This is a genomic window from Corynebacterium sputi DSM 45148 (genome assembly GCF_000427865.1).
GTDB lineage: Bacteria > Actinomycetota > Actinomycetes > Mycobacteriales > Mycobacteriaceae > Corynebacterium > Corynebacterium sputi.
Genome location: NZ_ATYV01000010.1, coordinates 94,184 through 119,985, shown reverse-complemented (window position 1 = coordinate 119,985; position 25,802 = coordinate 94,184). Strand labels below are relative to the sequence as shown.

Sequence of the window (25,802 nt, the reverse complement as noted above, 5' to 3'; positions counted from 1 at the left end):
GGAATCCATGTCACGATAATAGGTCTGACCGGCCATATACCAATATTGTGTTTCGTTAGGCAATGAGAAATACCAAAAAGATAACGAACCAGTCACCAATTGTGGATGCAACAGCGCTATCCTTGTCGATGTGATTCCTAACCGCACCAGACACGGGAAGCGTCCTGGCCCCAAGCCGACGTTTCGTCTCGACGACGCGATCGACGCCGCGCTCGCCGAAGGCATCCGTGACTTCACCATTGGCGGCGTCGCAAAGCGGCTTAACGTTGCCCCGTCGGCCCTGTACCGGGTCGTCGCGGACCGCGACGCCCTCGTCCACGAGGCCATCCGCCGGATTCTGCAGGACTACAACCCTGCACCGGCTGATCTCCCTTGGCAGGATCAGGTTCGCCTGAACTCGGCCGAGCTCTGGATGATCGTCTCGCGCTACGAAGGCGTGTCCACGATCCTTCTGCTGGCACCGGATCTCTATGGTGTCATCAAGGACTTGGTCCACCAGGTGGTGAACAACTACGTCAATGTCGGACTCCCCTTGGATAAGGCACTGTTCGCCGTTGACACAGTCACCGAGATGATCCTCGTGGGTTCCGTTTCCTACGCAAGCCTCAAGGAGTACAGCTCGAACGAGTTCCGGAATGAATCCGGCGACCCGATCAAGCCAGTCTTCGGACACGACATCCGTCTGCACCTCCAGCGCAAGATAGATTTCGTGATCGCCGGCATCGAGCAGGATCTCCTGAAGTCCTACGAGCAGGTCCGCGCCGGTGGCACCTGGATCACCAGCGCGATCGAGGAGGCCGACGAAGCGGATGTTGTCACTGAGGCTGAACTCATCGAGGAAGCTGCGGAAGAGGCCGAGGGCTTCAACCGTTAAAGGTTCCGCTCCAGTGGTACTCGCGCATGCCCGGCTTCGGCCGGGCATGTCGCATATCTAGGCACGTACGGAGGGTCGCTTCATCGTCCAGGCATCAGCGCCGGACGGGCGGTAGTAGTTCTTCCGCAGACCAACTTTTTCGAACCCCAGAGACTCATACAGCCCGATTGCCGGTTCGTTGTCCACTCGAACCTCGAGGAAAACGTCTCCAGGTGCTTCATCTGCCGCAGCGAGAAGTGCCTCCACCAGTTTCCGGCCGAAACCATGGCCTTGCAGCGAGGGATCGATACCGACGGTGTGGATCTCGTACTCTGGTGCTCCCTCCGGGCCCAACCGGGTCACTCCCCCGTACCCACGGACACGGTCGGTGCTATCCACAAAACCAGCGTAAAAATTCGCGACGTTGGCCAATTCTGATCGGAAGGCTTCTGCGCTCCAGGGTCCGTCATCTTTGAAAAGGACCATCTCCAGTTCGGCGCAGGACTCGGAGGCGCCTGGTGACAAGCGCCCGAAGGTTAGGTCCGCGGCGTCCGTCACGAGCTCTCACCCGGGGAACGGAACTTCAGTGCTGCCGAGGGCTTCCGCGGTGTGGGCGGGACCGCGTCCGGCCTGCGCAGATACAGCGGTACCAGCGGAGCAGGCTCATCGGAACTTCGGATCTCCTCCAGAGCCGCACGCACGAGGCCTTCAGGAGTCGGGAAGGCAGCCTCTACCTCGATCGGTGCGCCGAATGCTTCGGCCACCTGCGTCGCGTGCTGCTCTGAACCGCGAATCACCGCGGGAGTGACCCCACCGGATTCGGCCGGCACGTCCGTGGCCTTCAATACTGCCGGGCCCCACACCCGTGCACCGTCAGCATATCGGGCTACGTAGACCTCGCGTCGACGAGCGTCAGTGACGACCAATGAGTCGCCGTCCGCCACCATCGAATCCAACGAGCAGACCCCATAGACGGGGATGCCCAGTGCGTCAGCGAACGCTGCAGCGGTGACCATGCCAACGCGCAGGCCGGTGAACGGCCCTGGCCCACAGCCGACGACAACAGCGTCCAGATCGGCCCGCGTCACTCCTGCTTCATCGAGGCACTCGACAATCAACGGAACCAAGACCTCGTTATGAGCCCTGGCATCCAAATAGCTGCGTCCGGCCAGGAGGGTGGGAAGTGTGTCGGTGGGGGCGTCGGGTAGCGAAACGATGCCCGTGGTGACCTGGGGCGTTGACGTATCGACAGCGAGAACGAGCATGGGCTACACCTTACGCCAGACGCACGCGGCGCCAGGTGACGGTACGGGAGTCATCCTCAGCCGACCGGTCCAGACTAACCAACAAGTGCGAATCTGAGAGTTGTTCGGCCAGCCCGCCGCCCCATTCGGCGACAACGGCGCAGAACTCCAAGTCGGTGTCCAGGTCGACGGATTCAAGAGCGTCAAGGAGGGCGTCTGGGTTGGAGTCGACCCCGTCAAGAAGCCGGTACAGGTCCACGTGAACCAACGGGCATGCGCCCGGCGCGGTGGGGTCGAGCGGACGGTGCTCGCGGGCAATGGTGAATGTCGGGGAGGTGACGCGGCCACGGACCTTCATCCCAGCGGCAATGCCCTGGGTAAGGGTGGTCTTCCCTGCGCCAAGTGGACCGTCGAGAATGACTAGGTCTCCAGCGCTGAGGGAGGCACCCAGTTCAGCACCAAAGGCTCGGGTGTCATCGGCGGTCATAAGGGTACGGATGCCGTGTGGAGGGAAAGTGTCCACGTAGTTCCTGTGCACGCGGTTGTGGGGCATGGTGACAATCTCGTAGTTGATCGTGCCGAGGGTTTCAGCAAGTTCGTCCGCGGTTGGGCCGCCATCGAGTCCGTTCCCGAAGATCACCGCTTCATCACCGGGATGAACGTGCTCATCAACCTCAACCACAAACTGGTCCATGCACACGCGCCCCACCTGGTCATACCGCCGTCTGCCGATGGATACCGAGCACCGACCGGACAGCGCGCGGGACATACCGTCGGCGTAACCGAAGGGCACCACGGCAACGTGGGTGTCCTCATCCGCGCTCCAGGAGCGGCCGTAACTAACGGCCTCTCCGGAGGGGAGGTCCTTCACCGAGACAACCCTTGCGGACAGCGTCATCGCCGGGCGCAATCCGTGGTCTAGTCCAGGGATGGGCTCCAGTCCATAGATGGCAATGCCTGGGCGGACGAGGTCAAAGGCGAGGTCCGGTCGCGTCAGAGTGGCAGCGGAGTTGGAGGCGTGGTTGACGGGCACCTCCAAGCCAGCCTCCCGTGCCTCAGTGATCGCAGACCGGAACCGTTCAGCCTGCATATCGATGCTCGGATCACCGATTGCATCTGCACTGGCGAAGTGCGTGAATAGGCCGGTGACGGTGACCGATTCCTGCGCCGCGACGATCGCGGGAAGCGTTTGGCTCCACTGACCGGAGGCATAGTTCAGGCCCTGCCTGCTCATACCGGTGTCGACTTTCACTGTGATCCGCGGTCGTCCGCCCTGCGCTGCGGCGACAACTGCCTCGAGGTGGTCGAGCGTCGCTACACCGAGATCAATATCTGCAGCAAGGGCGGCGGCCACGTCTTGGTCCGGTGTCCACAGCCACGCGAGGATCGGCGCTTCCACACCCGCCTCTCGCAGCGTCAGGGCTTCCTCCAAGGTGGTCACGCCAAGCTGATCTGCCCCTGCGCTCAGCGCTGCACGGGCAACTTCAACCATGCCGTGGTTGTACCCGTCCGCCTTCACCACGGCCATTACCTGCGGTGCATTCGAGATCTCCCGAATGCGACGGACGTTATGCCGGATCGCCGACAGATCGACGGTCGCAGCTAGTTGAACAGTGGCAGGAAGTGACATGTGATTCATACTGCCACTGCCGCCGTCGCGGGTCGGATTGCCTCCGCGATCAGCGAGGCAGAGGTCGGCGCTGGCCCGTATTCGGTCTGCGCCGCCACGTATGCGGCGGTCGCGTGGATGACGGTGGCAAGGACAACTGCTTCGAAGGACTTGCTTCCCGACGTCCCCATCCTCGCCACCCACGCCCCCGCCAGACCACTGAGCACATCTCCGGAACCTGGCGTTGCCGCCCAGGAACAGCCCGCGTCGACGACGGTTGTTGTTCCTTCGGGCGTGGTGATGACGGTGGAGCGGCCCTTGAGTAAAACGATGGCACCGAGGTCCGCAGCCATTGCACGAGTGTCGGTGATGGGATCTGCGGTGAGGTCCAGTGCCAGCGCTGCGGCGATTCTGGCGAACTCACCCTTGTGAGGGGTGAGGATCGTGGCGCCTTCCCTGCTGCGGATGCTCTCTACGAGATCTGGGTGGTTCGCCAGGAGGGTCAGTCCGTCGGCGTCAATGAGCACCGGCTCGGGTTTGGAGAGGATGTAGCGGAGCTCGGAGGCTGCGGCGGCGTCCGTGCCTCTGCCTGGCCCCACGACCCAGGCCTGACAGCGCCCAGAATCCTGGATCGTGTCATGGGCAACGACCTCCGGCAGTGCCCGCACCACTTCTTCCCGGCAGGACCCGATGTACCGAACCATCGCACTGGTTGCCCGCACCGCAGCGGTGGTGGTGAGCACTCCGGCTCCCGGGTACGTTGCGCTGCCAGCGCAGATCGACACCACTCCCCCGGTGTACTTGTCGTCCTCTGGGTCCGGCTCCAATCGCGGAACCTCAATGGGGTCTTCCAGTGCCCGGATGAGACTGACGGTGTCCTGCTCGCTGCCTCGGAGAATCTCACCCAGGCAGGGCTGTCCATCCAGACCGATATCGACGAGAGTCACTTCGCCACAGTGTGCGGACAACCCATGCGCGCGCCGAAGGCCACCGAAGGTGATGGTGTGATCTGCGCCGACGTGGGGTTCCGACGCAAGGCCAGTATCCGCCGCAATGCCTGAGGGAACATCAACGGCCAGGACTGGAACGCCAGCCTTGGATAGTGAGGCCACCGCGTCGGCTGCCTCGCCACGCAATGGACCGCTGCCTCCAATCCCGACGATCCCGTCAATTGCCAGTGCGTAGTCCGACAATTCATCCAGAGCGATGACCCGGCCGCCGGCCTCGCGGAAGGCCTCTAGTGCTGGTTCGTGGATTCGGTCCGAGCACAACACTGCGTCGACGAACCACGCCTCCATCTCATTGAGGATGTCCGCTCCGGCGTACAGGGCGTCACCGCCATTGCCACCGGACCCGACCAGCAACACCAATCGTGCCGATTCCCGAGTCACCAGCTCCAGAGCCTTTCGAGCCACTGAGGAGGCTGCGGTCCGCATGAGGGCGTCGGGAGTGGATTGGGCGTCGATAAGCGGCTGTTCTGCTTTTCTTATCGTGTCTGCGAGATAGAGCGGCTCCATGGCCGCCCAGGTTACTTATCTGTGGCGCGACGACCGACGATCGCGACGACAAGCGCGATCGACATACCTGCCACAGCGGTCAGGAGGATCGCTTCCGACCCACCCTCACCGAGAACACCTGGGAATCCTCCAATGCCTGCCTGCGCAAGTCCACCGGCGCCAGCACCAAGCGCGATACCGATATTGAATGCAGAGGAGGCCAGACCTGCGGCCGGTTCCATGAGCGTGCCCGCCGATTCCAGCACCCACGCCTGCGACACCACAGAGATGGCACCGCCGAACAGTCCCCACCCGATCATGACAAGCAGCGCCGACGTCGAGTTCGTGACCACCAGCGCCAGACCTGCCATACCGAGCAGCAAGCCAAGTGGCAGCAGGGTGACAGCCACGGACATATTCCGCTTCATGATCGGACCGGACAGGAAGTTGCCGAGCAGACCTGCCGCGCCGAAGACCAGGAGCATGACGCCCACTCCTTCAACCGACACCCCACCGAGATCCTGCAGCAGCGGCGAGGCATAGGTGTACGCCGTGAAGTGTGCGGTGACCATAAGGAACGTGAAGATCACGCCGTACCGCACGCCCGGCAGTCGCCAGGCCTTACCGAAGTCCCCAAAGCCGGTCCACGGTTCGCTGTAGACCTTCGGCACCGTCAGCAACACCGCGACGCCAATGACTGCAGCGAACGCACCACCGGCATAGAAGGAGCCCTGCCAGCCCAATGCCGACCCCAAGAAGGTAGACAGCGGCACGCCAAGGACCACCGCACCAGCGCTGCCGGAAAACGCGATGGTCAACGCGCGGGACAACTGGTCTTTAGAGGCGATTCGCACGACGGTGGCGCCGAGCAGCGACCAGAAGATACCGATCGCAAGGCCAACCAGGATGCGCGAGCCCAGGTACGTCGCGGTGTTCCACGACATCGCTGTGAGCACCGACGACAGAGCCGCGATGAGCAACGCAGAGCCAAGCACCGCACGACGATCGAACCGAGCGGTCACCCGCGGCGCCAGAATCGCGGCGACCGCAGCGAGCAGTCCCGGCACCGTGACACCGAGCCCGACCGCCCCGCGGCTGATCCCCATGTCATCAGAAACCAACGTCAACACGCCGATTGGCATTTGTTCCAGCGTCGTCATCGTGAAGATGCCCAGCGCGAGGACCACGATTGCGAACCACGGGGTGCCGTCCGAATCGCGCCGTGAACCCTCCAGGTTCTGCGGCTCCGGGGCACCTGTAGTGGTTGTCCCCGTGTCATTCGTGCGTGCGTTGTCGTCGCTCACCGTTCTCCATCTTCAGATAAGTCACATATGCGGTCGGCGCCTGATGCACCGCCGGAGAAGAGTACTCCTTTTCGACGGGAAGTGCTCACCTGTGTATTGGGTGGGCGTCGTTACGCATCTGTTCTCCCATTTCTGGTGTCCCCCAAAAGCGTTAACCCCATTCTTGATCGGCTTGCGCAACCTTTCCTCTGGGATAACACTGACAGTTTCGCGCGACGCCGTCGATTGCGCTCAACACTGCCTTCGCGCAGATCATCCGAAAGAACCGCCAGATGCCCAGACCCGTAGATTCCAGGACCACCTACATCCCCGCCCTGGACGGACTCCGCACCATCGCCGTGATGGCAGTGGTGGTCTACCACCTCAACTCCGAGTGGATCCCCGGTGGCCTCCTCGGTGTCGCGGTGTTCTTCACCCTCTCCGGATACTTGATCAGCACCAATCTCCTGCGGGCAAAGCAGAAGCACGGCAGTTTCAACCTGCGCACTTTCTGGTTAAGACGTTTCCGCAGGCTTGCCCCGGCGATGCTGCTCACCGTCGCTGCAGTGTTGTTGGTGACCGCACTGATCAGCCCGGGTGAGATGCTCAGTCGACTCGGCGAGGCCGCCAGCTCCGTCTTGTACGTGAACAACTGGTACGTGATCTTCCAAGAGAAGTCCTACTTCGACCAGTTCGCAGGCCTGGGCCCCCTTGACCACATGTGGTCGCTGTCAATCGAGGAACAGTTCTATCTGGTGTGGCCGCTGGTTCTGGCAGTGCTGTTCTTGGCATTCGGGCGGTTGGCTCGGGCTCGAGTTGTCATCGCCACGATGACGGTGCTGCTGGCGCTGGCCAGTTTCGGACTGATGCACGTTCTTTCCATCACCGATGCTGACGCCACCCGGATCTACGAGGGCACGGACACTCGCGCCGGTGGCCTGCTGCTCGGTGCTGTCCTGGCGATCGCCCTGATGGCCTCTTCCGGAACCCCGACCCGCCGGGTCGCAGAAATTTCCACTGGTGTTGGCATCACCGTGATCCTCGTCCTGATGGTTCTTCTTCCGGACCATTCACCGTTCCTGTTCAGTGGTGGTCTGCTGGTCCTGTCACTGACGACGATGGCAGTCATCTACGGCATCACAACCGGCGGCACCGTAATCGGCCGAGTCCTCGAAGTGGCTCCGATGCGCTGGATCGGTGAGCGTTCTTATGGCATCTATCTCTGGCATTTGCCGGTCATCGTGTTCCTGCCCGAGCAGCTCAATGAGAATCCGCTTGTGCGAAGCCTCGTCGTTATCGGGTTGTCCTTCTTCTTGGCCGCACTGTCCTGGACCTTGGTGGAGGATCCGATCCGTCACCACGGTGTCATCGAGCCGGTCCGCAACTGGGTTCGTTCGACCAGAGCAGCCCGTCGTGAACGACTCCCTGGCCCGGGTATCCCTCGCACAGTGCTGGCTGGTGCCACCGTGGTGCTGGTCTCGGTGAGTCTGATGGCGATCCCCCGGACAGTCACTGGAGACACCGTGCTCGTGGCCCAGGGCCAGACGATGGAGATTGATGCCGCTGCCGTCGACAAGGACGCTCTCGCTGACGCGAAGCAGAACGCGGGCCCCGCCGAAACGTCCTGCACGACAGTGGTGCACGTGGGCGACTCCACCTCGATCGGAATGTTCGCGGATTCGCAGCTGCCGGATCCTTCCGACAATGCAGTCCTGCGTTACCTCGAGGTCGGCGCCGAGGACGTGGTCACCTCCGTGTTCGGCGCCCGCGCCACCGCAGAAGGTTGGGAGAGCTATCCCAGTGCGGTCGCGTCGGTGACGGAGCTGATGAGCCAGGGCATGCCGGACGGTACTTGCTGGGTTATCGCCACCGGTGTCAACGATGCCGCCAACGAGGCCGTCGGCCACGGCTACCCGCACCCGGACCGGGTCGCCGCGATGCTCGAGGTACTGGAGGGCGAACAAATCCTCTGGGCCACTGCCTGGTCCGGGCTCAGCACCGGCCCGTGGGCGACCGACAACATGAAACCGTTCAATGATGCGCTGCGGGAAGCCATGGACGACAACCCGAACCTTTATCTCTTCGAGTGGGCCAAGGACGCGCAGGACAATTGGTTCCTCGAGTCCGACTTCATCCACTACAACTCCACTGGCAATGCGGAGCGCTCCGCCAGGTTCGCCGATGCTGTGGCACAGGCCTTCCCCGCACAGGGTGACGGACCGAAAGACCGCACCGTCTCTTCCGCCGATAGAGAGATAAAAACCTCTAAGGACTAGCTTCCCGACGTCCCTCTATCCACAAAAGCGCGGTCCGTACATACGGACCGCGCTTTTATGGTGTGCCATGAAGTGCCTGTCAGCTACTCCACGGTGACGGACTTCGCGAGGTTACGCGGCTTATCGATGTCCTCGGTACCGCACAGGCGCGCAATGTCGGCGGAGAGGAACTGCAACGGGATCGTCGACAGCAGCGGCTGCAGCAAAGTCGAGGTCGCCGGCAGCTCGATGAGGTAGTTGGCGTACGGCTTCACTGCCTCGTCGCCCTCCTCAGCGATGACGATTGTCTTAGCACCGCGGGCTCGAATCTCCTGGATGTTGGAGACGATCTTCGAGTGCAGTACCGGGCGACCACCCGGGGACGGCACGATGACGACGACCGGCAGGTCATCCTCGATCAGCGCGATCGGACCGTGCTTGAGCTCACCGGCCGGGAAACCCTCGGCGTGGATGTAAGCGAGCTCCTTGAGCTTCAGGGCGCCCTCTAGGGCGACCGGGAAGCCAACGTGGCGGCCGAGGAAGAGCATGGTCGGGATCGGACCGAGCTCTTCGGCGATCGCGGTGAACTGGTCGCTCATTGCGAGGACCTGCTCGATCTTCTCCGGGATAGCCTCCAGGTCCTCGTACTCACGGCCGATCTCGTCCGGGTACTTGGTGCCACGAGCCTGGGCCAAAGCCAGTCCCACGATGTAGTTCGCGGCGACCTGAGACAGGAAGGACTTGGTGGCAGCGACGCCGATTTCCGGGCCGGCGTGGGTGTACAGCACGGCGTCGGACTCACGGGGAATCTGCGCACCATTGGTGTTGCAGACAGCCAGGACGCGGGCGCCCTGAGTCTTTGCGTGCCGGACGGCCTCAAGGGTGTCCGCGGTCTCTCCGGACTGGGAGATCGCCACGACCAGTGTGCTGCGGTCCAGCACCGGGTCGCGGTAACGGAACTCGGAGGCCACCTCGATCTCAACGGGGATGCGTACCCAGTGCTCGATGGCGTACTTCGCCAGCAGGCCCGAGTGGTACGCGGTGCCACAGGCGACCACGAAGACCTTCTCGATGTCACGCAGATCCTGGTCGGTCATCCGCTGCTCGTCCAAAACGACACGGCCGTCGATGAAGTGACCCGCGAGGGTGTCACGAACGGCACCGGGCTGCTCGTGGATCTCCTTGATCATGAACGACTCGTAGCCGCCCTTTTCTGCGGCCTCAAGGTCCCAGTCAATGGTGAAGGGACGACCCTGTGATTCAGAGCCATCGAAGTTGAGGACCCGGTAGTTGTCGCGGGTGATGATGACGACGTTGTCCTGGCCCAGCTCTACTGCTTCCTTGGTGTAAGCAATAAACGCAGCAACATCAGAACCGAGGTACATGCCGTCCGCACCAACGCCGACGATCAGCGGGGTCGAGCGACGCGCAGCGACGATCTTGTCCGGGTGATCCGCGTGGGTGAAGAGCAAGGTGAAGGCACCCTCAAGACGGTTGAGCACGGACAGCGCCGCAGCCTCGAAGTCACCGGCGACACCGGCACCGTCTTCACCGTTGTAGGCACGTGCCAGCAGGTGGCAAGCGACCTCTGAGTCGGTCTCGGACGACAGCTCCACGCCAGCGTCCTCAAGCTCCGCGCGCAGCGGAGCGAAGTTTTCGATGATTCCGTTGTGGACGATCGCGACCTTGCCGTCATATGAGACGTGCGGGTGCGCGTTGCTGTCCGTCGGGCGTCCGTGGGTAGCCCATCGGGTGTGACCGATAGACGTAGAACCCTCGAACTTCTCTCGACCTACTACATCAAGCTGATTCTCCAGGTTGGCAAGTTTTCCCGCCTTCTTTTCGACGTTGACGCCGCCATGTCCGTCCAGGACAGCAATACCGGCGGAGTCATAACCCCGGTACTCCATCCTCCGGAGCGCGTCGACAGCGATGTCCAGCGCCGGACGGCGTCCCACATATCCAACAATTCCGCACATGCGGATAAGAGTACATTCCGTGTCTGGACCCGGCTCACGGCCTCAACCGATATGCTGGCAGAGTGGCGAATCTCAAGAAGCTTATGGCGACCGTTTCCAAGCCCGGCCCGCACCAGGTGCTGGTCGGCGACCTTTCCCATGCGGGTGTTCCCGGCAAGGTCTACACCCCGGAAAAGGGCAAGAACCTCCCGGCCATTGCGTGGGGGCACGATTGGCGTGAGCCGATCGAAAATTATCACCGCACGTTGCGCCACCTTGCTTCCTGGGGTTTCGCGGTAGCTGCCCCGTCCACCGAGACCGGTTTCGTCGCCGACCACCGTGGTCTGGCCGCTGACCTTGAGTCCGCGATGCAGATCCTTGCCGGCGTCCGCTTGGGCGGTGGGAACATCTCGATCCACCCGCAGCGCATCGGCGTTGCCGGCCACGGCATGGGCGCCGGCGCAGCGATTCTCGTCGCAGCCCAGCGACCGTCGACTACCGCTGGTGTCGCTGCGGTCTACCCTGCCGATGTGGCTCCCTCCCCGATCGTCGCGGCACGCTCGGTCACTGCCCCTGGCCTGATCCTTGCCCCGGGTGAGGACCAGTGGCTCGACCGCGGCTCACCGGCGGATATCGGAGCGAACTGGGCCGGCCCCCTTACCTATCGTGAGATGGACAAGTGCACTCAAGGTTCCTTCTCGGAGACTCCCATCGGCCGCCGACTGCTTGGACTCGGCACTTTCTCCAACTCGCACTGGCGCACCACCGTCGGTGTGTTGACCGGCTGGCTCCTGGCTACCGTCGCAGAAGAAGAGAAGTACTCCGCCTTTGTCAGCTCTGAGCCGCTCAAAGGCACCGCAGTGCGTGACGAGGACTGGCTCCAGGACGAGGCCTACACCGTCTCCTGACCGCGGTGACCTCCGGTCTGGAGCACCGCTTTAACCGCTCCAGACCGCTTCCCGACGTGTCCCTTCCCCGGCACCGGAAGAAACCGACTTCCCAACCCGTTTCGCTGTGCCCCAGACGCGCGTCGCGCCGACTTTTGCTTCGCTTCCTGTAATTCAGCCTTCGCCTTGGCGAGGGCTTTCGTCCATCTGGCATCCATGTCCCGTGCCGCCGCGTGATAGCGACGCTCTGCGATGTCGATCCGGTTCAGCGCACCGGTGTTGTCTGTAGATTCGTACGCCACCGTCACCACGCCCCAGCAGAAGGTGCCCGGACAGAGGGCTCTGCATCATCTTCGGATTCCTGTGGTTCAGGCTCCGGGTCAGGCTCCAGCGGAGCCACCGGAGTGGTCGTTTCCGGGGTCGTGGGCTGGGCGGACTCTGGTGCTGCCGTGTACTCCCCGCCTACTCCTGCTAACCCATCGATCTTCTTCGGCGGCGGAGGCGGCTCCGGCTCGTCAGCGAACTTCTCCTCGATAGACAACTCAGGTTCAGGCTCAGGCTCAGGCTCAGGCTCAGGCTCAGGCTCAGGCTCAGGCTCAGGACATGGTTCCGGCTCTGGCACACACTCGGAAGTAGGTTGCGGCGGGCATTCCGGCAGGCTCAGATCCAGTTGCCCAGAAACATCCACCGCCACCTTGCCGGCAATCTCTGCCACGGCAGCAACGCCACCGGCAATACTTCCTGCAATTCCGATACCGGCACCTATCAGTGCTTGTGCATCGACTCCAGCGGTGACGGTGGACTCGGGGCATGGCTCCTCTGGCGCTTCCGGAGGACAGTCTTCTTCCGGCTCAGGTACCGGCTTCTCCATCGGCTTCTTGCCTGGAGGAATTTCCGCCTCAGATACTCCGGCGGTGATGGTGGAGACGGGTTCCATCGGCTTCTTTCCTGCAGGCGGTTCTGGCTCTCTCGCCGGAGGGTGCGTCTCGGGGCATTCCTCTGGAAGGATCTCTGGCACGCATTCCAATTCTGCGACCGCGCATTCGAGTGACTCCTCTACGGTCGAATCTCGGTTGGCGATCACACCGTGAACTGCTGCCAACAACGAACCCACCACGCCCCCAGCGATGTCTGCAGCAACATCCACACTGATGAGGCCACGTGCGCTCGCCGACGCACATTCCTGCACCACCGGCAGCGCCTGCGAAACCATCGAGCCAATCGTGGAGTCACATTCGGAGATCACCGACGACGAGACAGAGGCTGCTTGGTTGAGCACTACACCTGCGGAAGCGACTTCTCCATCAAGATTCTGGCACCTACGATTAGCATCCACCGTCGCTTGACCTGCTACTCCTGGCGCTCCCGAACCCAGGCACGACACATCCAGCTGCGATTCTGGGATACCTGATTGGGCAGTCTTCTCTAGCGCTGAACTGACCTCCATCAGAGCGGTCTTATCGAACCCATCAACTGCCGAGGCAGCCGCGACAACATCGCTGCTGCGGTCCTTCATGACTGCTGATCGCCCGGCCTCCGCATTCAGACCGTCCGCGATGCCTGCCAGCGCAGGCAGTTCAGCCAGTCCACCGGCCACGAACCCCATCAGAGGCTGGCCTCATCGTTCGAAATCATTCCTCGCAGGATGTCGGCGCTAGCGCCATCTGACTGTCCTACAGACTGGAGTAAGTCAGATAGTGCCTGTCCGTGACTGCCAAAGCGGCTGGCCCCCTCATTGCCGAGATCACGAAGTCTATCGACGGCAACCTCTAGCCGAGTTCCGATGCCCCCAAACCCCTGCCCAACCGCAGTGGACGGCGCATTCGGTACATCACCCCAGCGCGACGTCCGCGATCGTGCGCTCTCTCTAATCCGTGCCACCAATCGTTCGGCGTCTTCGACCAGGATGTCGATGGTCTGCATGTTTAAGCCCCTCCCCGTGTGAAAGTCCTCTCAACTAGTTGGACGTAGCGAGACGCCAATCGGTTCCCGGAAATTTCGGAGGGAGGATCCTTAGGCACACAAAAACCGAGGAGTCCGATGTGGACTCCCCGGCTCAGTGTGGGAACGGCTAGCGGCGCACGTAGATTCGCTTGTCGCCCTCAACTCCGGCCCATGCGAACGAGCCCTTGCCTCGGAGCATTCCCTCTTCGCGGTTGGAGTAGTTGCCCTGGTCCTCGATGACGCGCTGCTGCGCGGCGTAGTAGGTGGCGTCGTCGAGCTGGACGCGGGTGTCCAGAATCTCCAGGTGCTCGTCGGCACGGATGTGCTTCTTGTATCCCTCAACGACACGACCGGTGAGGAACTCGGCGACACAGCCAGAGCCGTAGGAAGCGATGGCAACGCGCTTACCGGTCAGATCCTCATCGGTATCGAGCAGCGCCAGCAGACCGAAGTAGGCGGAGGCGGTGTAGCTGTTGCCGATGCGTCGGTTGTAGCCCAGGGTTGCGCCGATCTTTTCGTCGGCGGCTGCCTTGTCGATCTCGATACCGAGGCTCTCAGCCAATCCCAGGTGCGCTTTCTGAGCCATCTTGGTGAAGGGCTGGTGGTAGCTGAAGAAGTCGATGTCGTTGAAGTCCGAGCCACCGTTGGCCTGGTAGTCAGAAAATGCTCCGGCCACAGCCTCAACGTAGGCGCTGATGGAGAGCTTGCCCTCAACCAGTGCCTGGGCACGGTAGTTCGGGCGCCAGAAATCCATGACGTCCTTGGTGAAGACACCGTTGGCAGCGTCGAGCTCAATAACGCGCGGGTTGGCGGAAATAATCATCGCGACGGCGCCAGCACCCTGGGTCGGCTCAGCGGCCGAGTCAAGGTCGTAGCGGGCGATATCGGAGGCAATAACCAGCACGCGCTCCTTGGGATTGCGAGCAACGATCGCGCTGGCGAACTGCAGGGCCGCGGTAGCCGAGTAGCATGCCTGCTTCATCTCGACGGTACGAACGTTATTCGGCAGCCCGAGCAGTTCGTGCACGTAGACACCTGCAGCCTTGGACTGGTCAATGCCAGTCTCAGTAGCGAACATCAGGGTGCGCAGCCCCTCGGTTCCGCCACGCTCGATGAGCGGGAGCGCAGCGGCGGCAGCCATGGTCACCGGGTCTTCGTCTGCGGCGACAACGGACATCTGTTCCTGGCCGAGGCCCTTGTGGTACTTCGCCGGCTCAGTGCCGAGTCGCGGTGCGATGTCCGCGAGGTCGACACGGTAGGAACCCGTGGCGAAGGAGATGTCGTCGATACCGACCGATACACCGGCCACCTGGTTTGCTTCGCTCATCTGTACTTCCATTCTCACAACACGGCTCGGGCATGGGTTACCGGGCCTTCGGACAGCATTATTCCGACTCTACCGCCGATATTGATCGCGGTGAACGTTACCGGTATTTTACGAGGCTAACACTGTTCCGTCACTGAAGGAATACCTCTGGACATGCACAGAAGGCATTAAGAGAAGGCTGTGCGAGTTACTTTGCTGCGCGCTCGATGTTCACGTGCGTGTCCATGAGCTCACCTTCGTTGGTCTGCGCTGCCATCAGCGACAACTCGCCACACCACACCATGGATGCGCACAGAGCTGCCAGACGACGGGCGTTGTCACCCGGCTCGCGATCCTCCATGCAACCGATCTCGCGAAGGTTGTTCTCGACAAAGTCCAGTCCCTTGCCATTGCCCACCGAACCGACGATGAGGTTCGGCAGGGTGCAGGAGAAACGCACAGCGCCATCAACGTCCTCGACCTGGGTGATTCCCTGGGAACCTTCGACGATGTTCGCGGCGTCCTGACCGGTCGCCAGGTAGAACGCCAAGAGCATGTTGGCGTAGTGGGCGTTAGCCGACCGCAAAGAGCCAGCGAGGATGGATCCGACGAAGTTCTTGCGCTCGTTGAGCTCCACCAGCCGCTTTGAGGTGGTCCGCAGTCGATCGCGAACGATGTCCTCCGGGATCACGGCCTCGGCGATGATGTTTTTGCCACGGCCAAGGATGCCGTTCACGGCGGAGGTCTTTTTGTCGATGCAGAAGTTTCCGGAGATGGAGCCGTAACCGAGCTGCGGCATCTGCTCCATGAGGTAGGACATGAGGTTCTCAGCGGCGAGGGTCGCCATATTGTGGCCCGAAGCGTCACCGGAGGTGAACTCGAAACGGACGAAGAGAAGCCGACCGGAGATCTGCGTGTTGATGTCGATGAGCTTCGCGAAGCGGCTCGAGCGGCCTACAACCTCCTGAAGCTGCGGCATCCGGCCGAGAATCTCATCCCGCGCCACTACCGCAGAGGCTGCGGAGTCGAGAGTAAACAGCACAGAGCGAGTCATGCGCTCGTCGACGAGAGTGCAGGTGATGCCCCCCTCAATCATTCGGGAGATCTTCGCGCCACGTCCACAGGAGGGCCACAGCGGGGTCTCGTAGGTCGCCATCGGGACCTTGACCTCATCCTCCATGACGTTGCCGCTGACCCGGACCGGCCCAACCCAACTCAGGGGAATCGCTGCGTGGTCCAACGGGGCGTTGCTCATAGGGGTCTCCTCATATCATCGACGTTCCAACCTAGTTTAGGTTCCGCTACGGCCTGCGCGGGCACGGCCCTGCGTCCAATGGCTGGATCAGGTCCTCACGCCAGCGTGCCCGGATCTGGTCTTCGGCTTCTGGATCGCGCAGCCCGACCGCGATGCCGCAGTCGCCGCCGCCGGCGCCAGAGCTCTTGCCAGCGAATCCCTGCGAATCGGCACTGTCCGACAACGCTGCAAGCAGGGGCGTTTCAATGACCACTCCCCTGGCCTGCGCGTGCTTGCGCAGCACCACACGCATATCGCTGACCGCGGCCATGATCTCCTCTGGGTTCTCCAGGGAGCCCCATAGCCGGTCGGAGGCCGCCGTCGCGTCCTCCGCAAGGGATTCATACGTGCTTCCCGACGTCTTCCCCGCCGCCACCAGCTGCTCATCCGTCTTCACCGGACGTCCAGTCCATCCGATGAGGAAAGTCATGACCGCCGGCCAATCGGTGGATTCGAGAATGAGCCCGGGCCACTCTGCGGCGATCAGTTCATTGAGGTCACCGTCGGTGTCGACAGGCTCGGGACGGGAGTACAACACCAGTCCGCCAGCAGCACTGCACGCGATGTCACCGCTGCTGCCGAGGGCGCCCGCCCGTGCCGATGCCAGATACGCGGCCTTAAACAACTCGACCGGTCTCAGCGCGCAGTCATGTGCCTTCGTAATCGCATCAATGAGCGCCACCGTGACCGCTCCGCTGGAGCCGAGCCCATACTTGCGGCCGGTCTCTGGGTCGTCGAGATCTGACTCGATGGAGATCTCCAGTTCGCGCACGGAACCGGAGCGATGTGCGGCGACCTCGTAGCCAACCTGGACTGCGGAAGTGACGATGTCTGGGGAGTGTGGGGTGAGGAAAGTGAGGTGACCGTCGGGAAGCGATTCGTATTTACGCTTGTCAGCCCCCTCGGGTCCGAAGTGCGCAGAGCGCACGAAACCCGGGCCATCAGCACCTCGAACCGTTGCCGTGAGGAAACGGTCGACGCCGACGAGCACCGCGCGGGCACCCGGCGTCATCACCGCATATTCACCAGTGACGTAGAGCTTTCCGCAGGCAGCGCCCACATGAGGCTCAGTGGGCCACCCCATCAGACGAGGTACGCCGCAGGGCCGTGGCCGGAGACAAGCACGTCGATGTCACCGAACTCAGCGCGGAACCGTTCGGCGATGGTCTCGGCGTCGCCGGGGCGGCAGATGACTTTCACATTCGGGCCGGCGTCCATCGTGGCGTAGCACTCGGTGCCCTCCTCCCGCAGAGTGGCGACCAGGTCCAGAGCCGCGACAGAGTCTGCGTTCCAGTACCGCACTGGCGGCGTCGCGCCCAGCATCGAGGCGTGCATCCGCATAGCATTGGACTCTGCGAGCTGCCCGACGGCAGTAAAGTCAGCGGCCGCGATGGCATCCTTCATCTGCTCAATTTCACCCGGGACTGTCTCGACCCACGCCGGGAAGTACGGGGAGGTCTCGACGGTGTTCCGCATGGCTTCGCGGGAATCGATCTTTTTGCGACCGGGGCTGAGCACGGCGACGACCAGAGCTAGCTCCAGTCCCGAATCCGGCAATTCAACCGCATGGGAGGTCAGTTCATCCTCATCATCGCCGGGTAGCCATTCGACCAGTCCGCCGAAGATGGACCGGCACGCCGAACCAGAGCCACGACGAGCCAGCGCGGAGGCTTCCGAGGGGGTCTGTTCCAGTCCATAAGCGGCCGTGGCAGCCAGGGTCAGCGCAGCGAATCCGGAGGCCGAGGAGGCCAGGCCTGCCCCGGTCGGGATCTCATTGACGCTGACGACCGAGGCCTTGGGCAGGTTCTCTCCCCCGGCACGCTCCCGCACCAGATCGAGGAACCGGCGCACGCGGCTAACTTCCTTGTCATTCATCGGCTCACCATTGAGTTCACCGGTGTCCTCCGCGAGGGCGGGATCCAGGGTGACAGTGGTGGTCGTCGGCGCGATACCGAGAGTGAACGACAGCGACCCAGTCGCCGGCAGCTGCACCGCCGCGTCGCGCTTGCCCCAGTACTTAATGAGCGCAATATTCGGGTGCGCTACTGCGGTGGCGGTGCTCAATTGCGCTCCACTTCTACGGTCCAGGTGGCCACGCCATTGGCGTCGGTCATTGCTTGGCTGACCTTGTCGGCGATCTCTGCGTTCTCTGCGACAGCGAGGACACAGCCGCCGCAACCAGCACCGGTAATCTTCGCGCCAACAGCACCAGCTTCGCGGGCTGCCGCGACGAGTTCGCTGGTCGCCGGATGTCCAACGCCGAGCTCCTCCAGCGCCAGGTGTGCTGCGTCGAGGCAGGCGCCGAGGTTGGGGACGTCACCGTCGGTAAGCAATCGTTGAACGCCGCGCGTCAGTTCACCGAGCTGATTGAGCAGGTCCTCACCGCGAGCGGGGTCACGGTTGACGAAGCCGCGCACGCGCGCCACGGCATCCGAGGTGGCTCCACGGACACCCGTGTCACCGATGACAAGCCAGAACGGCTTCCCGACGTTCACCTCATGCGTCTCACCCTGATGGAACATCACCGGCACCCTCGAACGGGTGGCCATGGCATCCAGCCCACTGGGGTTGCCGTGCGCAACTCGCTCAGCAGTCTGGACGAGTTCAAAGCGCGTCTCCTCAGAGAGCTCCCCGCCGACGAAGGCACGAATGCCCTCGATAACGGCATGAGCCGCGGCGGCTGAACCGCCCAGGCCCGCGGCGGGCGGAATGCCGGAACGGATGCGGATGAGCACGCCCTCCTCCGGCTCATCGAACTCACGCAAAGCAACGCGCGCGGCCTCACCAAGAGGTGCAAGTCGCTCCGGAAGCTCGTCGATTCCGATGATGTCGCCATCGATGCCGAAACGGATCGGACCTTCTTCTGCGTCGACTCGGGCGACAGTCCTGATGGAGGTCACCGGCACTGCGATCGCAGGATGCCCGAAAACCACTGAGTGCTCGCCGATCAAAATCGACTTGGCATGGGCCTCGCCATAGGCGGTGCCGAATTCGGTGATGATCTCCGACTCATCCGGCAAATACCGCTGCAAGTCTCCTGCTCCCCCGACGATCCCGCGGGGAACATCAGAGATGCTGCTGAACGGTGCGAACCCGAGCATGTGCTCCGGGGTCGGCTGGCCGTCATCAAGGTTGTCCGGCACGGTCACTTCTGATCCCCTTCATCGACGACAACGTCCACTCCAGCTGCGGCCTGCGCCGCGTCCGCCGGTCCATCAATTCCCTCGACGCCCTCGATATCGAAGCCATACTTCGAGAATTTCTCCGATCCGATGCCCCACACGTGGTTGAACCACTGCGTGAACGGCTCGGTGGCGCGTCGCTCGGCGAGCGCCTGCGGGGTAAGGAGGACGATCTCGTCCACCTCGTCCGGGTTGAGATCAATGGTGTCCATGTCCACTCGTCCCGCGTACACGTGGTTGTACTCATGCTCCGAGAGACCGGTGCGCTCGTCGTCGACCTGGTAGATCACCACGCCTAGTTCCTCGAGATCATGCACCTTCGCCCCGAGTTCCTCGCCGGCGCGACGCTCTACGGCATCAACGACGGGCTCACCCGGCAGCGGGTGGGAGCAGGTGGCGTTGGTCAGCAACAGAGGCGAGTGGTACTTCGCCTTCGCCCGACGCTGCAGCAGCATCCGGCCTTCATCATCGAAGAGGAAGAGGGAGAACGCGCGGTGCAGGATGCCCGGCGGCACATGCGCCTCAAGCTTCCCGACGGCCCCCTGCACCACTCCATCCCGATCCACAACCTCGACAGGGATATCAGCTTCACCAGGGGCAAAACGCGCCTCGATGCTCGACATGTCCGGCGTATCCGGCACTACCAGTACCTTCTTCCATGAGACTGACTGAGCCGGACCGGCGAGCTGGGTATCTCACCGAATCCGGCGTCCTGAAGAGTGATTCTACGGGCCTCAGTTTATCCCGTGGAAATATTCGCTAGACCGAAGCGACAACTGCCGAAAGTCGGCCGGCGATTTTGCGAGCGGTCTCCGCGTCGGCGGCCTCGACCATCACGCGGAAAAGCTCCTCCGTACCGGAGGCACGCAGCAGCACACGACCGGTGTTGCCAAGCTCTTCTTCGGCAGCGGCAATAGCAGCCTTGACCTCGGGGTTATCGACGATGGCCGTCTTGTCCACGACCGGGACGTTGATGAGAGTCTGCGGCAGCACCTTCATCACGGAGGCCAATTCGGCCAGCGACTTACCGGTCTTGGCCATCTGTGCCATCAGGTACAGGCCGGTGAGAGTTCCGTCACCGGTGGTGGCGTGGTCCGGGATCACAATGTGGCCGGACTGTTCGCCGCCGAGCGAGTAATCGCCGGCGTTGAGGTCGGCGAGCACGTAGCGATCACCAACCTTGGTGGTGCGCAGATCGATGCCCTGCTCATCCATCGCGAGCTTCAGACCAAGGTTGGACATGACCGTGCCGACCAGTGTGTTGTGGTGCAGCAGTCCGGCTTCCTTCATCGCGACAGCCAGCACCGCCATGATCTGGTCACCGTCGATGATGTTGCCTTCGCTGTCCACGGCCAAGCAACGGTCAGCGTCACCGTCGTGGGACAGGCCCAGGTCCGCACCATGCTCCAGGACTGCACGCTGGGCGATCTCAATGTGGGTCGAGCCGCAATCAGCGTTGATGTTGTAAGAGTCCGGCTTGTCGTGGATTGCCACGACATCCGCACCAGCCGCGGCATACGCCATGGGGGCCGCCTCAGAGGCCGCGCCATTAGCGCAATCAACGACAACACGGATGCCATCGAGCTTCTGCGGAACCGCGTGCGCCAGGTGGATCAGGTAGCGATCCAATGCATCGGTGGCCTCTTCGAAGATGCGGCCGACTCCGGCACCGGTCGGACCGGTCTCGTCAAGTTCCAGGAGAGCGCGCTCGATCTCCTTCTCCACTGAGTCATCGAGCTTCGTGCCGCCGGATGCGAAGAACTTGATGCCGTTATCAGGCATCGGGTTGTGCGAGGCGGACACCATGACGCCAAGTTCAGCGCCGTACTCATCAGTCAGGAACGCCACACCGGGGGTCGGCAGCACGCCAACGCGCAGCACGTCCACGCCCTTCGACGCCAAGCCCGCCGACAATGCAGCGGCAAGCATCTCGCCAGAGACACGCGGGTCACGACCCACCACGGCGGTAGGACGACGCTTGGATGGATCCGAGCCACGGGTCAGCACCGTGGCTGCAGCAGCTCCGAGCTTCATCGCGAGCGGGACGGTGAGCGCCTGGTTGGCGAGCCCGCGAACACCATCGGTACCGAAAAGACGGGACATGTTCGGCTGTATCTCCTGGGTTGAGGAAGAGGGTCAACGGCTCATTGTGCCACTAGACCGCCCGGAAAACAGATCGAGCGCTATAGATCACGGGGAACTCTAAGGACGGATACACACCCGTGTCGCCGGAATCTCCTTGTCGCCGTCCACCCACTGCTGCAGGGCCGCCTCGATCGCATCGACATAGGTGGAGGCTCCATCCGGCGTTGGATGCACCCCATCCGGGTACAACGCCCACGAATTCGCTGCCGCGGTGCCACACCAGTCGGCGACGTAGACATTGTCGTATGTCTTCGCGGCATCCCTAACCTCCTCGACCGCATCGGGGATGTGCATCTCATCGCCCCATGGGTTGACCAGGATAATCACCCGATCGTCGCCGATCTGCTCGATGAGTCGGTCTAAGAGCGTCGGGTCCCCATATCCGGCGGCTGGACCATTGGTGCCAAAGCCCAGCACGACAAACGGATCAAGCGTGCCCGCCGTCTCCATCGAGACGATTATCTGCTCGGCCGCGATGTAGTGCCGGTTCACCTCCCCATCGGTGTAGACACCAGGGAACCGCTCGGCCAAAGCTTCCTGAGCCATCATCGTTACCGAATCGCCAATCACGGTGATTTGGTCTCATGTCGGCAACTCCCGGCCCAGATTGTCCAGTGAGTCAGCCTGCTCTGCTGCCTGCTCCGCCTCGATCGCGTTGAGTTGGCGCTGCAGCTCAGTTTCTTGTGGTCCAGTGACAATTCCCCATGAGCAGATGATGAGGAGGGTGAGGGGAAGGGTAAACGTCGTAAAGCGACGCAGTGCCGGGGCCTGTGGCCCCGCAAGGTCACTGAAGATCTCCTTGTATCCCTTGCGGCGGATTGGCGTCTCGATCCACTTGTAGGACCACGACGACAACGGCAACGAGATCACCACCGCGATGACCCCGGAGATCATCACTGTGTCTGGCAGTTCCGTGCGGCCGAGGAGTTCCACGAAAATAACGACGACGGGCCAATGCCACAGGTACAGGCTGAATGAGCGCTCGCCGAGCCAGCGCATCGGGCGGGTGTCGAAGAGCCTCGCGAGAGCGTTATCCCCTCGAATGCACACAAGGAGCACGATCGCAGTGAGAATCGATGCGGCGAGCAGTCCGCCTCGGTAGGTCACCGGTGCGGTGTCGCCCATCGTGAAGACTAAGAACAATAAGCCGAAGAAGGCGGCCACGCCGACGAGTGTCATCGACACCCTGCTCTTGAGAGGCCCTCAGTCAGCTGGCCAGCTGTCAGTGTCCGCAGAATTCGATGCCGTAGTCAGGACAAACGCGAGTCCTGCTCCAATCAGCAATCCAAAGGCGTGCGTGTCAGTGCCGTAGTACACCCGAGTCGGGTCGAGGTTCTCGTCGAAGTTCACCAGCATCCAATAGAACGACAGGGCCGCTAGCCCGAAAGACACCGATGCCCTTGCCCGACCAGAGCCGTTTGTGTATCCGCGTCGAGCAAGAACCGCCAGCAAGACGACGAAAAGCAACGGCCAGACGACATAGAACTGCTCTTCTACCGACAGCGACCAATAGTGAGCGAAGATCTGCACACCAGAGTCAGCGAAGTATGACTGAGAATCGGCGATCTGGAACCAGTTGTTCGCAAACAGCAACGTGCCCAGGAACTGGAGGCCAAGGCCGACCGCGGGATCACCTCCGACTAACGATGCGGCAGCGGTGCCTACAACGAGAACGACCAGTGCCGCCGGCACGATCCTGCGGAACCTGCGAAGCCAGAAGTCCTTGAGATCGACCCGGCCGGTGGTGACCTTTTCCCTGATCAGCAGTGATGTAATCAGGAACCCAGACAGCACGAAGAACACGTCGACGCCGAGGTAACCACCGGGCATGACATCCCCGAAGAAGTGATAGATCACCACCGCCAACACGGCGAAACCGCGCAGGCCATCTAACGCCGGTGCACGACGGACACCGCCGCGCTTACGCACGGGCTTCTTCGCAGTCATTAGCGCTGTCTCCGCCATCGCGTTCCCCATATCTGTCCCGGTTCCGCTGGCGATCACATGTCCGCGGAAGTAGTGCAACAGAGAGATATTACTTCCGCGAATCGCGATGAACTGGTCCACAATCGGGTGAACGACGCTGGTCAGCGCCCCCATCTTTTGGGTTCAGAGACAGAAATCGCCGGGGCTCAGGTCCTACAACACCCACTGAATCGGGGCCGGTGGCGCTCGCTGAACAACCCCCTGTCTACGTAGCCCGAAGACCCTGTAGTTGTTGCACAGCGAACTCGGATCTGCAACGGATATAGGGGGTTCGGCGCACGCTCAGAGGGCAGCGATGGTTCCGGCTGATTACGCTCCCTGAGCCAGCAGACCCAACGCCTTTTGTGGCTGGACAAGAAAAAACCACCCCGCACCGGAGAAACCGGTACGGGGTGGTTCGCCTCGACGCCACAGCGTAGAAGAGCAGATGCAGCGCAAGCGCTGCGTCCGATCAACGCTTGGAGTACTGCGGGGCGCGACGGGCCTTGTGCAGACCAGCCTTCTTGCGCTCGACGGCACGAGCGTCGCGGGTGAGGAAGCCAGCCTTCTTGAGTGCTGCGCGCTCCTCCGGGTTGAACTCGTTCAGAGCACGGGCGATAGCCAGACGCAGGGCGCCGGCCTGTCCGGAAGCTCCGCCACCGTGGATACGGGCGCGGACGTCGAACTGACCGTCACGCTCGAGCAGAACCAGGGGATCCTTGATCTCCTGCTGGTGCAGCTTGTTCGGGAAGTAATCCTCGATGTCGCGACCGTTGCAGGAGATCTCGCCGGTGCCGGCGGTCAGAACGACGCGGGCGACGGCGCGCTTACGACGACCGACGGTCTGGATCGGGTGATCCAGGGTGGCCGGCTCGACAGCGACGGTCTCTTCTTCAGCGGACTCTTCGACCAGGGCGTCACCGATGGTGGAGGTGAAGTCCTCGACGGCGGCGGCGGCAACTGCTTCGACGTCCTCGATCGTGGCCTCGGTGGCCTCAACCTGGTTCTCGACGTTTTCGTTCGTCACTGGGAAACCACCTTGATCTCGTAGTTCTCGGGCTGCTGACCGGCGTACGGGTGCTCAGCGCCAGCGAACACGTGCAGCTTCTTGAAGGAAGCGTCACTCAACTTGTTGTGCGGCATCATTCCGCGAATGGACTCTTCGAGCACACGCTGCGGGTTGACCTCGAGCGAACGGCCGAGGGTCATGGACTTCAGTCCACCCGGGAAGCCCGAGTGGCGGTAGCGCATCTCGCGGTCACGCTTGTTGGAGGAGATGTCAACCTTGTCGGCGTTGATGATGACGACGTGGTCGCCACAGTCAACATTAGGAGCGAAGTACGCCTTGCCCTTGCCGCGCAGCAGGCCGGCGGCATGGGTGGCGAGACGGCCGAGGCGCACGTCAGCGGCGTCAATGACGTACCACTTGCGCTCGATGTCACCGTCCTTGGGGTGGAAAGTAGCCATAGTGACTCCTTCGGTTTTGAAAGCAACTGCCGGCCGGCGCGCGCGCCATTCCGCCCCGGCGGCCGGTGGAGACCCGAGGAAGACGTGCATGCTCCGAGGGAGCACGCGCACACAAGTTGTTCAGTCTACAGACGGAACGCCACCAGGCAAAATCCCGCCTCTAGGCATACGAAAGCGCCCTCCCGAGGAAACGGATTCCCGGGGAAGGCGCCGGTTAGTCAGGACCAGGAAGCTGCGGCCTGGCGGTTGATCTCTGCCATGCGGTCGTTGCCATCACCTGCGGTACGAGCGATTGCTTCCAGGATCATGTTGAGTTCGGCTGCGGCGTTGTCCCAGCGCAGTTGCGCGTCCTGGTAGGCGGCCGAGGACTCGCCTTCCCACACTGCGGTCATCGGCTGGATACGGGCCTTGAGGTCGTCCAGCAGTCCGGTGATTCGAATCGAAGTGCTGCGGATGTCGTCTACGCCGGCGGCGATGCCACCGAACTGATAGCGGATTACGTCGGTCATTGTGTTGTCCCCCTGGTTGTTCTACAGATTCAGCAGACCGGCTCCACCGGCTGCGACCTGGTTGAAGGCTGCTGCGCCGGTGTCCTCGGCGCCGTCGAACGCGCGGGAGTTGCCGCGGATCGTCTCAGAAATGTCCGTCAACGCACCGGACAGCGAATGCGCGGCGGCATCCCATCGGGTGACCAACTCGTCAAAGGCCATCTTCGCCTGACCCTGCCACTGGCCGGCCATGCCGTCGACCGTTCCCCGCAGGCGGGTCAGCTCCCCCTGGACTTCCGCATTGACGCCGTCGACCTGACCGGCGGTGGTCATCATCGTGCTGGATTCGGTAGTGAACAATGACTCGGCCATCATTCCCCCTTCATGTCATGTGATGGTGCAAAAGCTTTCCTGCCCTTGCACCTA

General features: G+C 62.4%; 23 protein-coding genes and 1 pseudogene. 3 read left to right on the top strand and 21 right to left on the bottom strand.

What is annotated here, in order from left to right:
• Positions 1 to 130 precede the first annotated feature (130 nt).
• The gene (locus YWU_RS17505) at positions 131 to 874 is read left to right on the top strand and encodes a TetR/AcrR family transcriptional regulator (protein WP_051260127.1); all 744 of its coding nucleotides are present in this window, start codon (positions 131 to 133) and stop codon (positions 872 to 874) included.
• A 57-nt stretch (positions 875 to 931) separates the two neighbouring features.
• Here YWU_RS17505 and rimI read toward each other — a convergent pair whose 3' ends face one another.
• Genes rimI through YWU_RS15600 form a run of 5 tightly spaced genes read right to left on the bottom strand, consistent with a single transcriptional unit; the run spans position 932 to position 6,506 of the window.
• The gene (gene rimI / locus YWU_RS0106710) at positions 932 to 1,378 is read right to left on the bottom strand and encodes a ribosomal protein S18-alanine N-acetyltransferase (RefSeq protein ID WP_027019869.1); all 447 of its coding nucleotides are present in this window, start codon (positions 1,376 to 1,378) and stop codon (positions 932 to 934) included.
• A gap of 29 nt (positions 1,379 to 1,407) precedes the next feature.
• The gene (gene tsaB / locus YWU_RS0106705; protein ID WP_027019868.1) at positions 1,408 to 2,118 is read right to left on the bottom strand and encodes a tRNA (adenosine(37)-N6)-threonylcarbamoyltransferase complex dimerization subunit type 1 TsaB; all 711 of its coding nucleotides are present in this window, start codon (positions 2,116 to 2,118) and stop codon (positions 1,408 to 1,410) included.
• Positions 2,119 to 2,128: 10 nt separating this feature from the next.
• Positions 2,129 to 3,727 carry an alanine racemase gene (gene alr / locus YWU_RS0106700; RefSeq protein WP_027019867.1) on the bottom strand — a complete coding sequence of 533 codons (1,599 nt, stop codon included), beginning with the start codon at positions 3,725 to 3,727 and terminating at the stop codon, positions 2,129 to 2,131.
• Between the two features lie 5 nt (positions 3,728 to 3,732).
• Positions 3,733 to 5,223, bottom strand: coding sequence for an NAD(P)H-hydrate dehydratase (locus YWU_RS0106695; RefSeq protein WP_027019866.1), 1,491 nt, complete (start codon positions 5,221 to 5,223; stop codon positions 3,733 to 3,735).
• A gap of 11 nt (positions 5,224 to 5,234) precedes the next feature.
• The gene (locus YWU_RS15600; protein WP_051260126.1) at positions 5,235 to 6,506 is read right to left on the bottom strand and encodes an MFS transporter; all 1,272 of its coding nucleotides are present in this window, start codon (positions 6,504 to 6,506) and stop codon (positions 5,235 to 5,237) included.
• 272 nt (positions 6,507 to 6,778) lie between these two features.
• On the opposite strand from YWU_RS15600, the gene YWU_RS0106685 reads away from it, so the two are divergent.
• Complete coding sequence (locus YWU_RS0106685; protein ID WP_027019865.1) at positions 6,779 to 8,761, top strand: acyltransferase family protein; 1,983 nt, start codon at positions 6,779 to 6,781, stop codon at positions 8,759 to 8,761.
• 83 nt (positions 8,762 to 8,844) lie between these two features.
• Here YWU_RS0106685 and glmS read toward each other — a convergent pair whose 3' ends face one another.
• Positions 8,845 to 10,719, bottom strand: coding sequence for a glutamine--fructose-6-phosphate transaminase (isomerizing) (glmS, locus tag YWU_RS0106680; protein WP_027019864.1), 1,875 nt, complete (start codon positions 10,717 to 10,719; stop codon positions 8,845 to 8,847).
• A 62-nt stretch (positions 10,720 to 10,781) separates the two neighbouring features.
• Between glmS and YWU_RS0106675 the strand changes: the two genes are divergently transcribed.
• Entirely contained in the window at positions 10,782 to 11,606 is an 825-nt protein-coding gene (locus YWU_RS0106675) for a dienelactone hydrolase family protein (RefSeq protein ID WP_027019863.1), read from the top strand.
• Between the two features lie 283 nt (positions 11,607 to 11,889).
• On the opposite strand, the gene YWU_RS18440 is transcribed toward YWU_RS0106675, so the two are convergent.
• The 15 genes and pseudogenes from YWU_RS18440 to YWU_RS0106600 all read right to left on the bottom strand — a co-directional run bounded on the left by YWU_RS18440 (position 11,890) and on the right by YWU_RS0106600 (position 25,748).
• The gene (locus YWU_RS18440; RefSeq protein ID WP_027019861.1) at positions 11,890 to 13,191 is read right to left on the bottom strand and encodes a hypothetical protein; all 1,302 of its coding nucleotides are present in this window, start codon (positions 13,189 to 13,191) and stop codon (positions 11,890 to 11,892) included.
• The gene (locus YWU_RS0106660; protein WP_027019860.1) at positions 13,191 to 13,508 is read right to left on the bottom strand and encodes a hypothetical protein; all 318 of its coding nucleotides are present in this window, start codon (positions 13,506 to 13,508) and stop codon (positions 13,191 to 13,193) included. The genes YWU_RS18440 and YWU_RS0106660 overlap by 1 nt, the downstream gene beginning before the upstream one ends.
• A gap of 148 nt (positions 13,509 to 13,656) precedes the next feature.
• Positions 13,657 to 14,856 carry a hydroxymethylglutaryl-CoA synthase gene (locus tag YWU_RS0106655; protein WP_027019859.1) on the bottom strand — a complete coding sequence of 400 codons (1,200 nt, stop codon included), beginning with the start codon at positions 14,854 to 14,856 and terminating at the stop codon, positions 13,657 to 13,659.
• Between the two features lie 187 nt (positions 14,857 to 15,043).
• Positions 15,044 to 16,090 (bottom strand): hydroxymethylglutaryl-CoA reductase, encoded by a 1,047-nt coding sequence (locus YWU_RS0106650; RefSeq protein ID WP_027019858.1) that lies wholly within the window; start codon positions 16,088 to 16,090, stop codon positions 15,044 to 15,046.
• Between the two features lie 46 nt (positions 16,091 to 16,136).
• Complete coding sequence (locus YWU_RS0106645) at positions 16,137 to 17,213, bottom strand: phosphomevalonate kinase (protein ID WP_034647335.1); 1,077 nt, start codon at positions 17,211 to 17,213, stop codon at positions 16,137 to 16,139.
• Entirely contained in the window at positions 17,213 to 18,193 is a 981-nt protein-coding gene (gene mvaD, locus YWU_RS0106640; protein WP_027019856.1) for a diphosphomevalonate decarboxylase, read from the bottom strand. The genes YWU_RS0106645 and mvaD overlap by 1 nt, the downstream gene beginning before the upstream one ends.
• Positions 18,190 to 19,278, bottom strand: coding sequence for a mevalonate kinase (mvk, locus tag YWU_RS15595; RefSeq protein ID WP_051260124.1), 1,089 nt, complete (start codon positions 19,276 to 19,278; stop codon positions 18,190 to 18,192). Before mvk ends, mvaD begins: the two co-directional genes overlap by 4 nt.
• On the bottom strand, positions 19,275 to 19,952 hold the full coding sequence (gene idi, locus YWU_RS15590; protein WP_051260123.1) for an isopentenyl-diphosphate Delta-isomerase: 678 nt from the start codon (positions 19,950 to 19,952) through the stop codon (positions 19,275 to 19,277). The genes mvk and idi overlap by 4 nt, the downstream gene beginning before the upstream one ends.
• Before the next feature lie 118 nt (positions 19,953 to 20,070).
• On the bottom strand, positions 20,071 to 21,414 hold the full coding sequence (gene glmM, locus YWU_RS0106625) for a phosphoglucosamine mutase (RefSeq protein ID WP_027019855.1): 1,344 nt from the start codon (positions 21,412 to 21,414) through the stop codon (positions 20,071 to 20,073).
• Positions 21,415 to 21,513: 99 nt separating this feature from the next.
• Positions 21,514 to 22,002: an SGNH/GDSL hydrolase family protein gene (locus tag YWU_RS18140; RefSeq protein WP_205618306.1), complete on the bottom strand. Its 489-nt coding sequence runs from the start codon at positions 22,000 to 22,002 to the stop codon at positions 21,514 to 21,516.
• Between the two features lie 36 nt (positions 22,003 to 22,038).
• Positions 22,039 to 23,403, bottom strand: a pseudogene (locus tag YWU_RS18595) (acyltransferase family protein).
• Positions 23,404 to 23,893: 490 nt separating this feature from the next.
• Complete coding sequence (rpsI, locus tag YWU_RS0106615) at positions 23,894 to 24,448, bottom strand: 30S ribosomal protein S9 (RefSeq protein ID WP_027019854.1); 555 nt, start codon at positions 24,446 to 24,448, stop codon at positions 23,894 to 23,896.
• The gene (gene rplM / locus YWU_RS0106610) at positions 24,445 to 24,888 is read right to left on the bottom strand and encodes a 50S ribosomal protein L13 (protein WP_027019853.1); all 444 of its coding nucleotides are present in this window, start codon (positions 24,886 to 24,888) and stop codon (positions 24,445 to 24,447) included. The genes rpsI and rplM overlap by 4 nt, the downstream gene beginning before the upstream one ends.
• A 218-nt stretch (positions 24,889 to 25,106) precedes the next feature.
• Positions 25,107 to 25,397 carry a WXG100 family type VII secretion target gene (locus YWU_RS0106605; protein ID WP_027019852.1) on the bottom strand — a complete coding sequence of 97 codons (291 nt, stop codon included), beginning with the start codon at positions 25,395 to 25,397 and terminating at the stop codon, positions 25,107 to 25,109.
• A gap of 21 nt (positions 25,398 to 25,418) precedes the next feature.
• Entirely contained in the window at positions 25,419 to 25,748 is a 330-nt protein-coding gene (locus YWU_RS0106600; protein WP_027019851.1) for a WXG100 family type VII secretion target, read from the bottom strand.
• Positions 25,749 to 25,802: the final 54 nt, after the last annotated feature.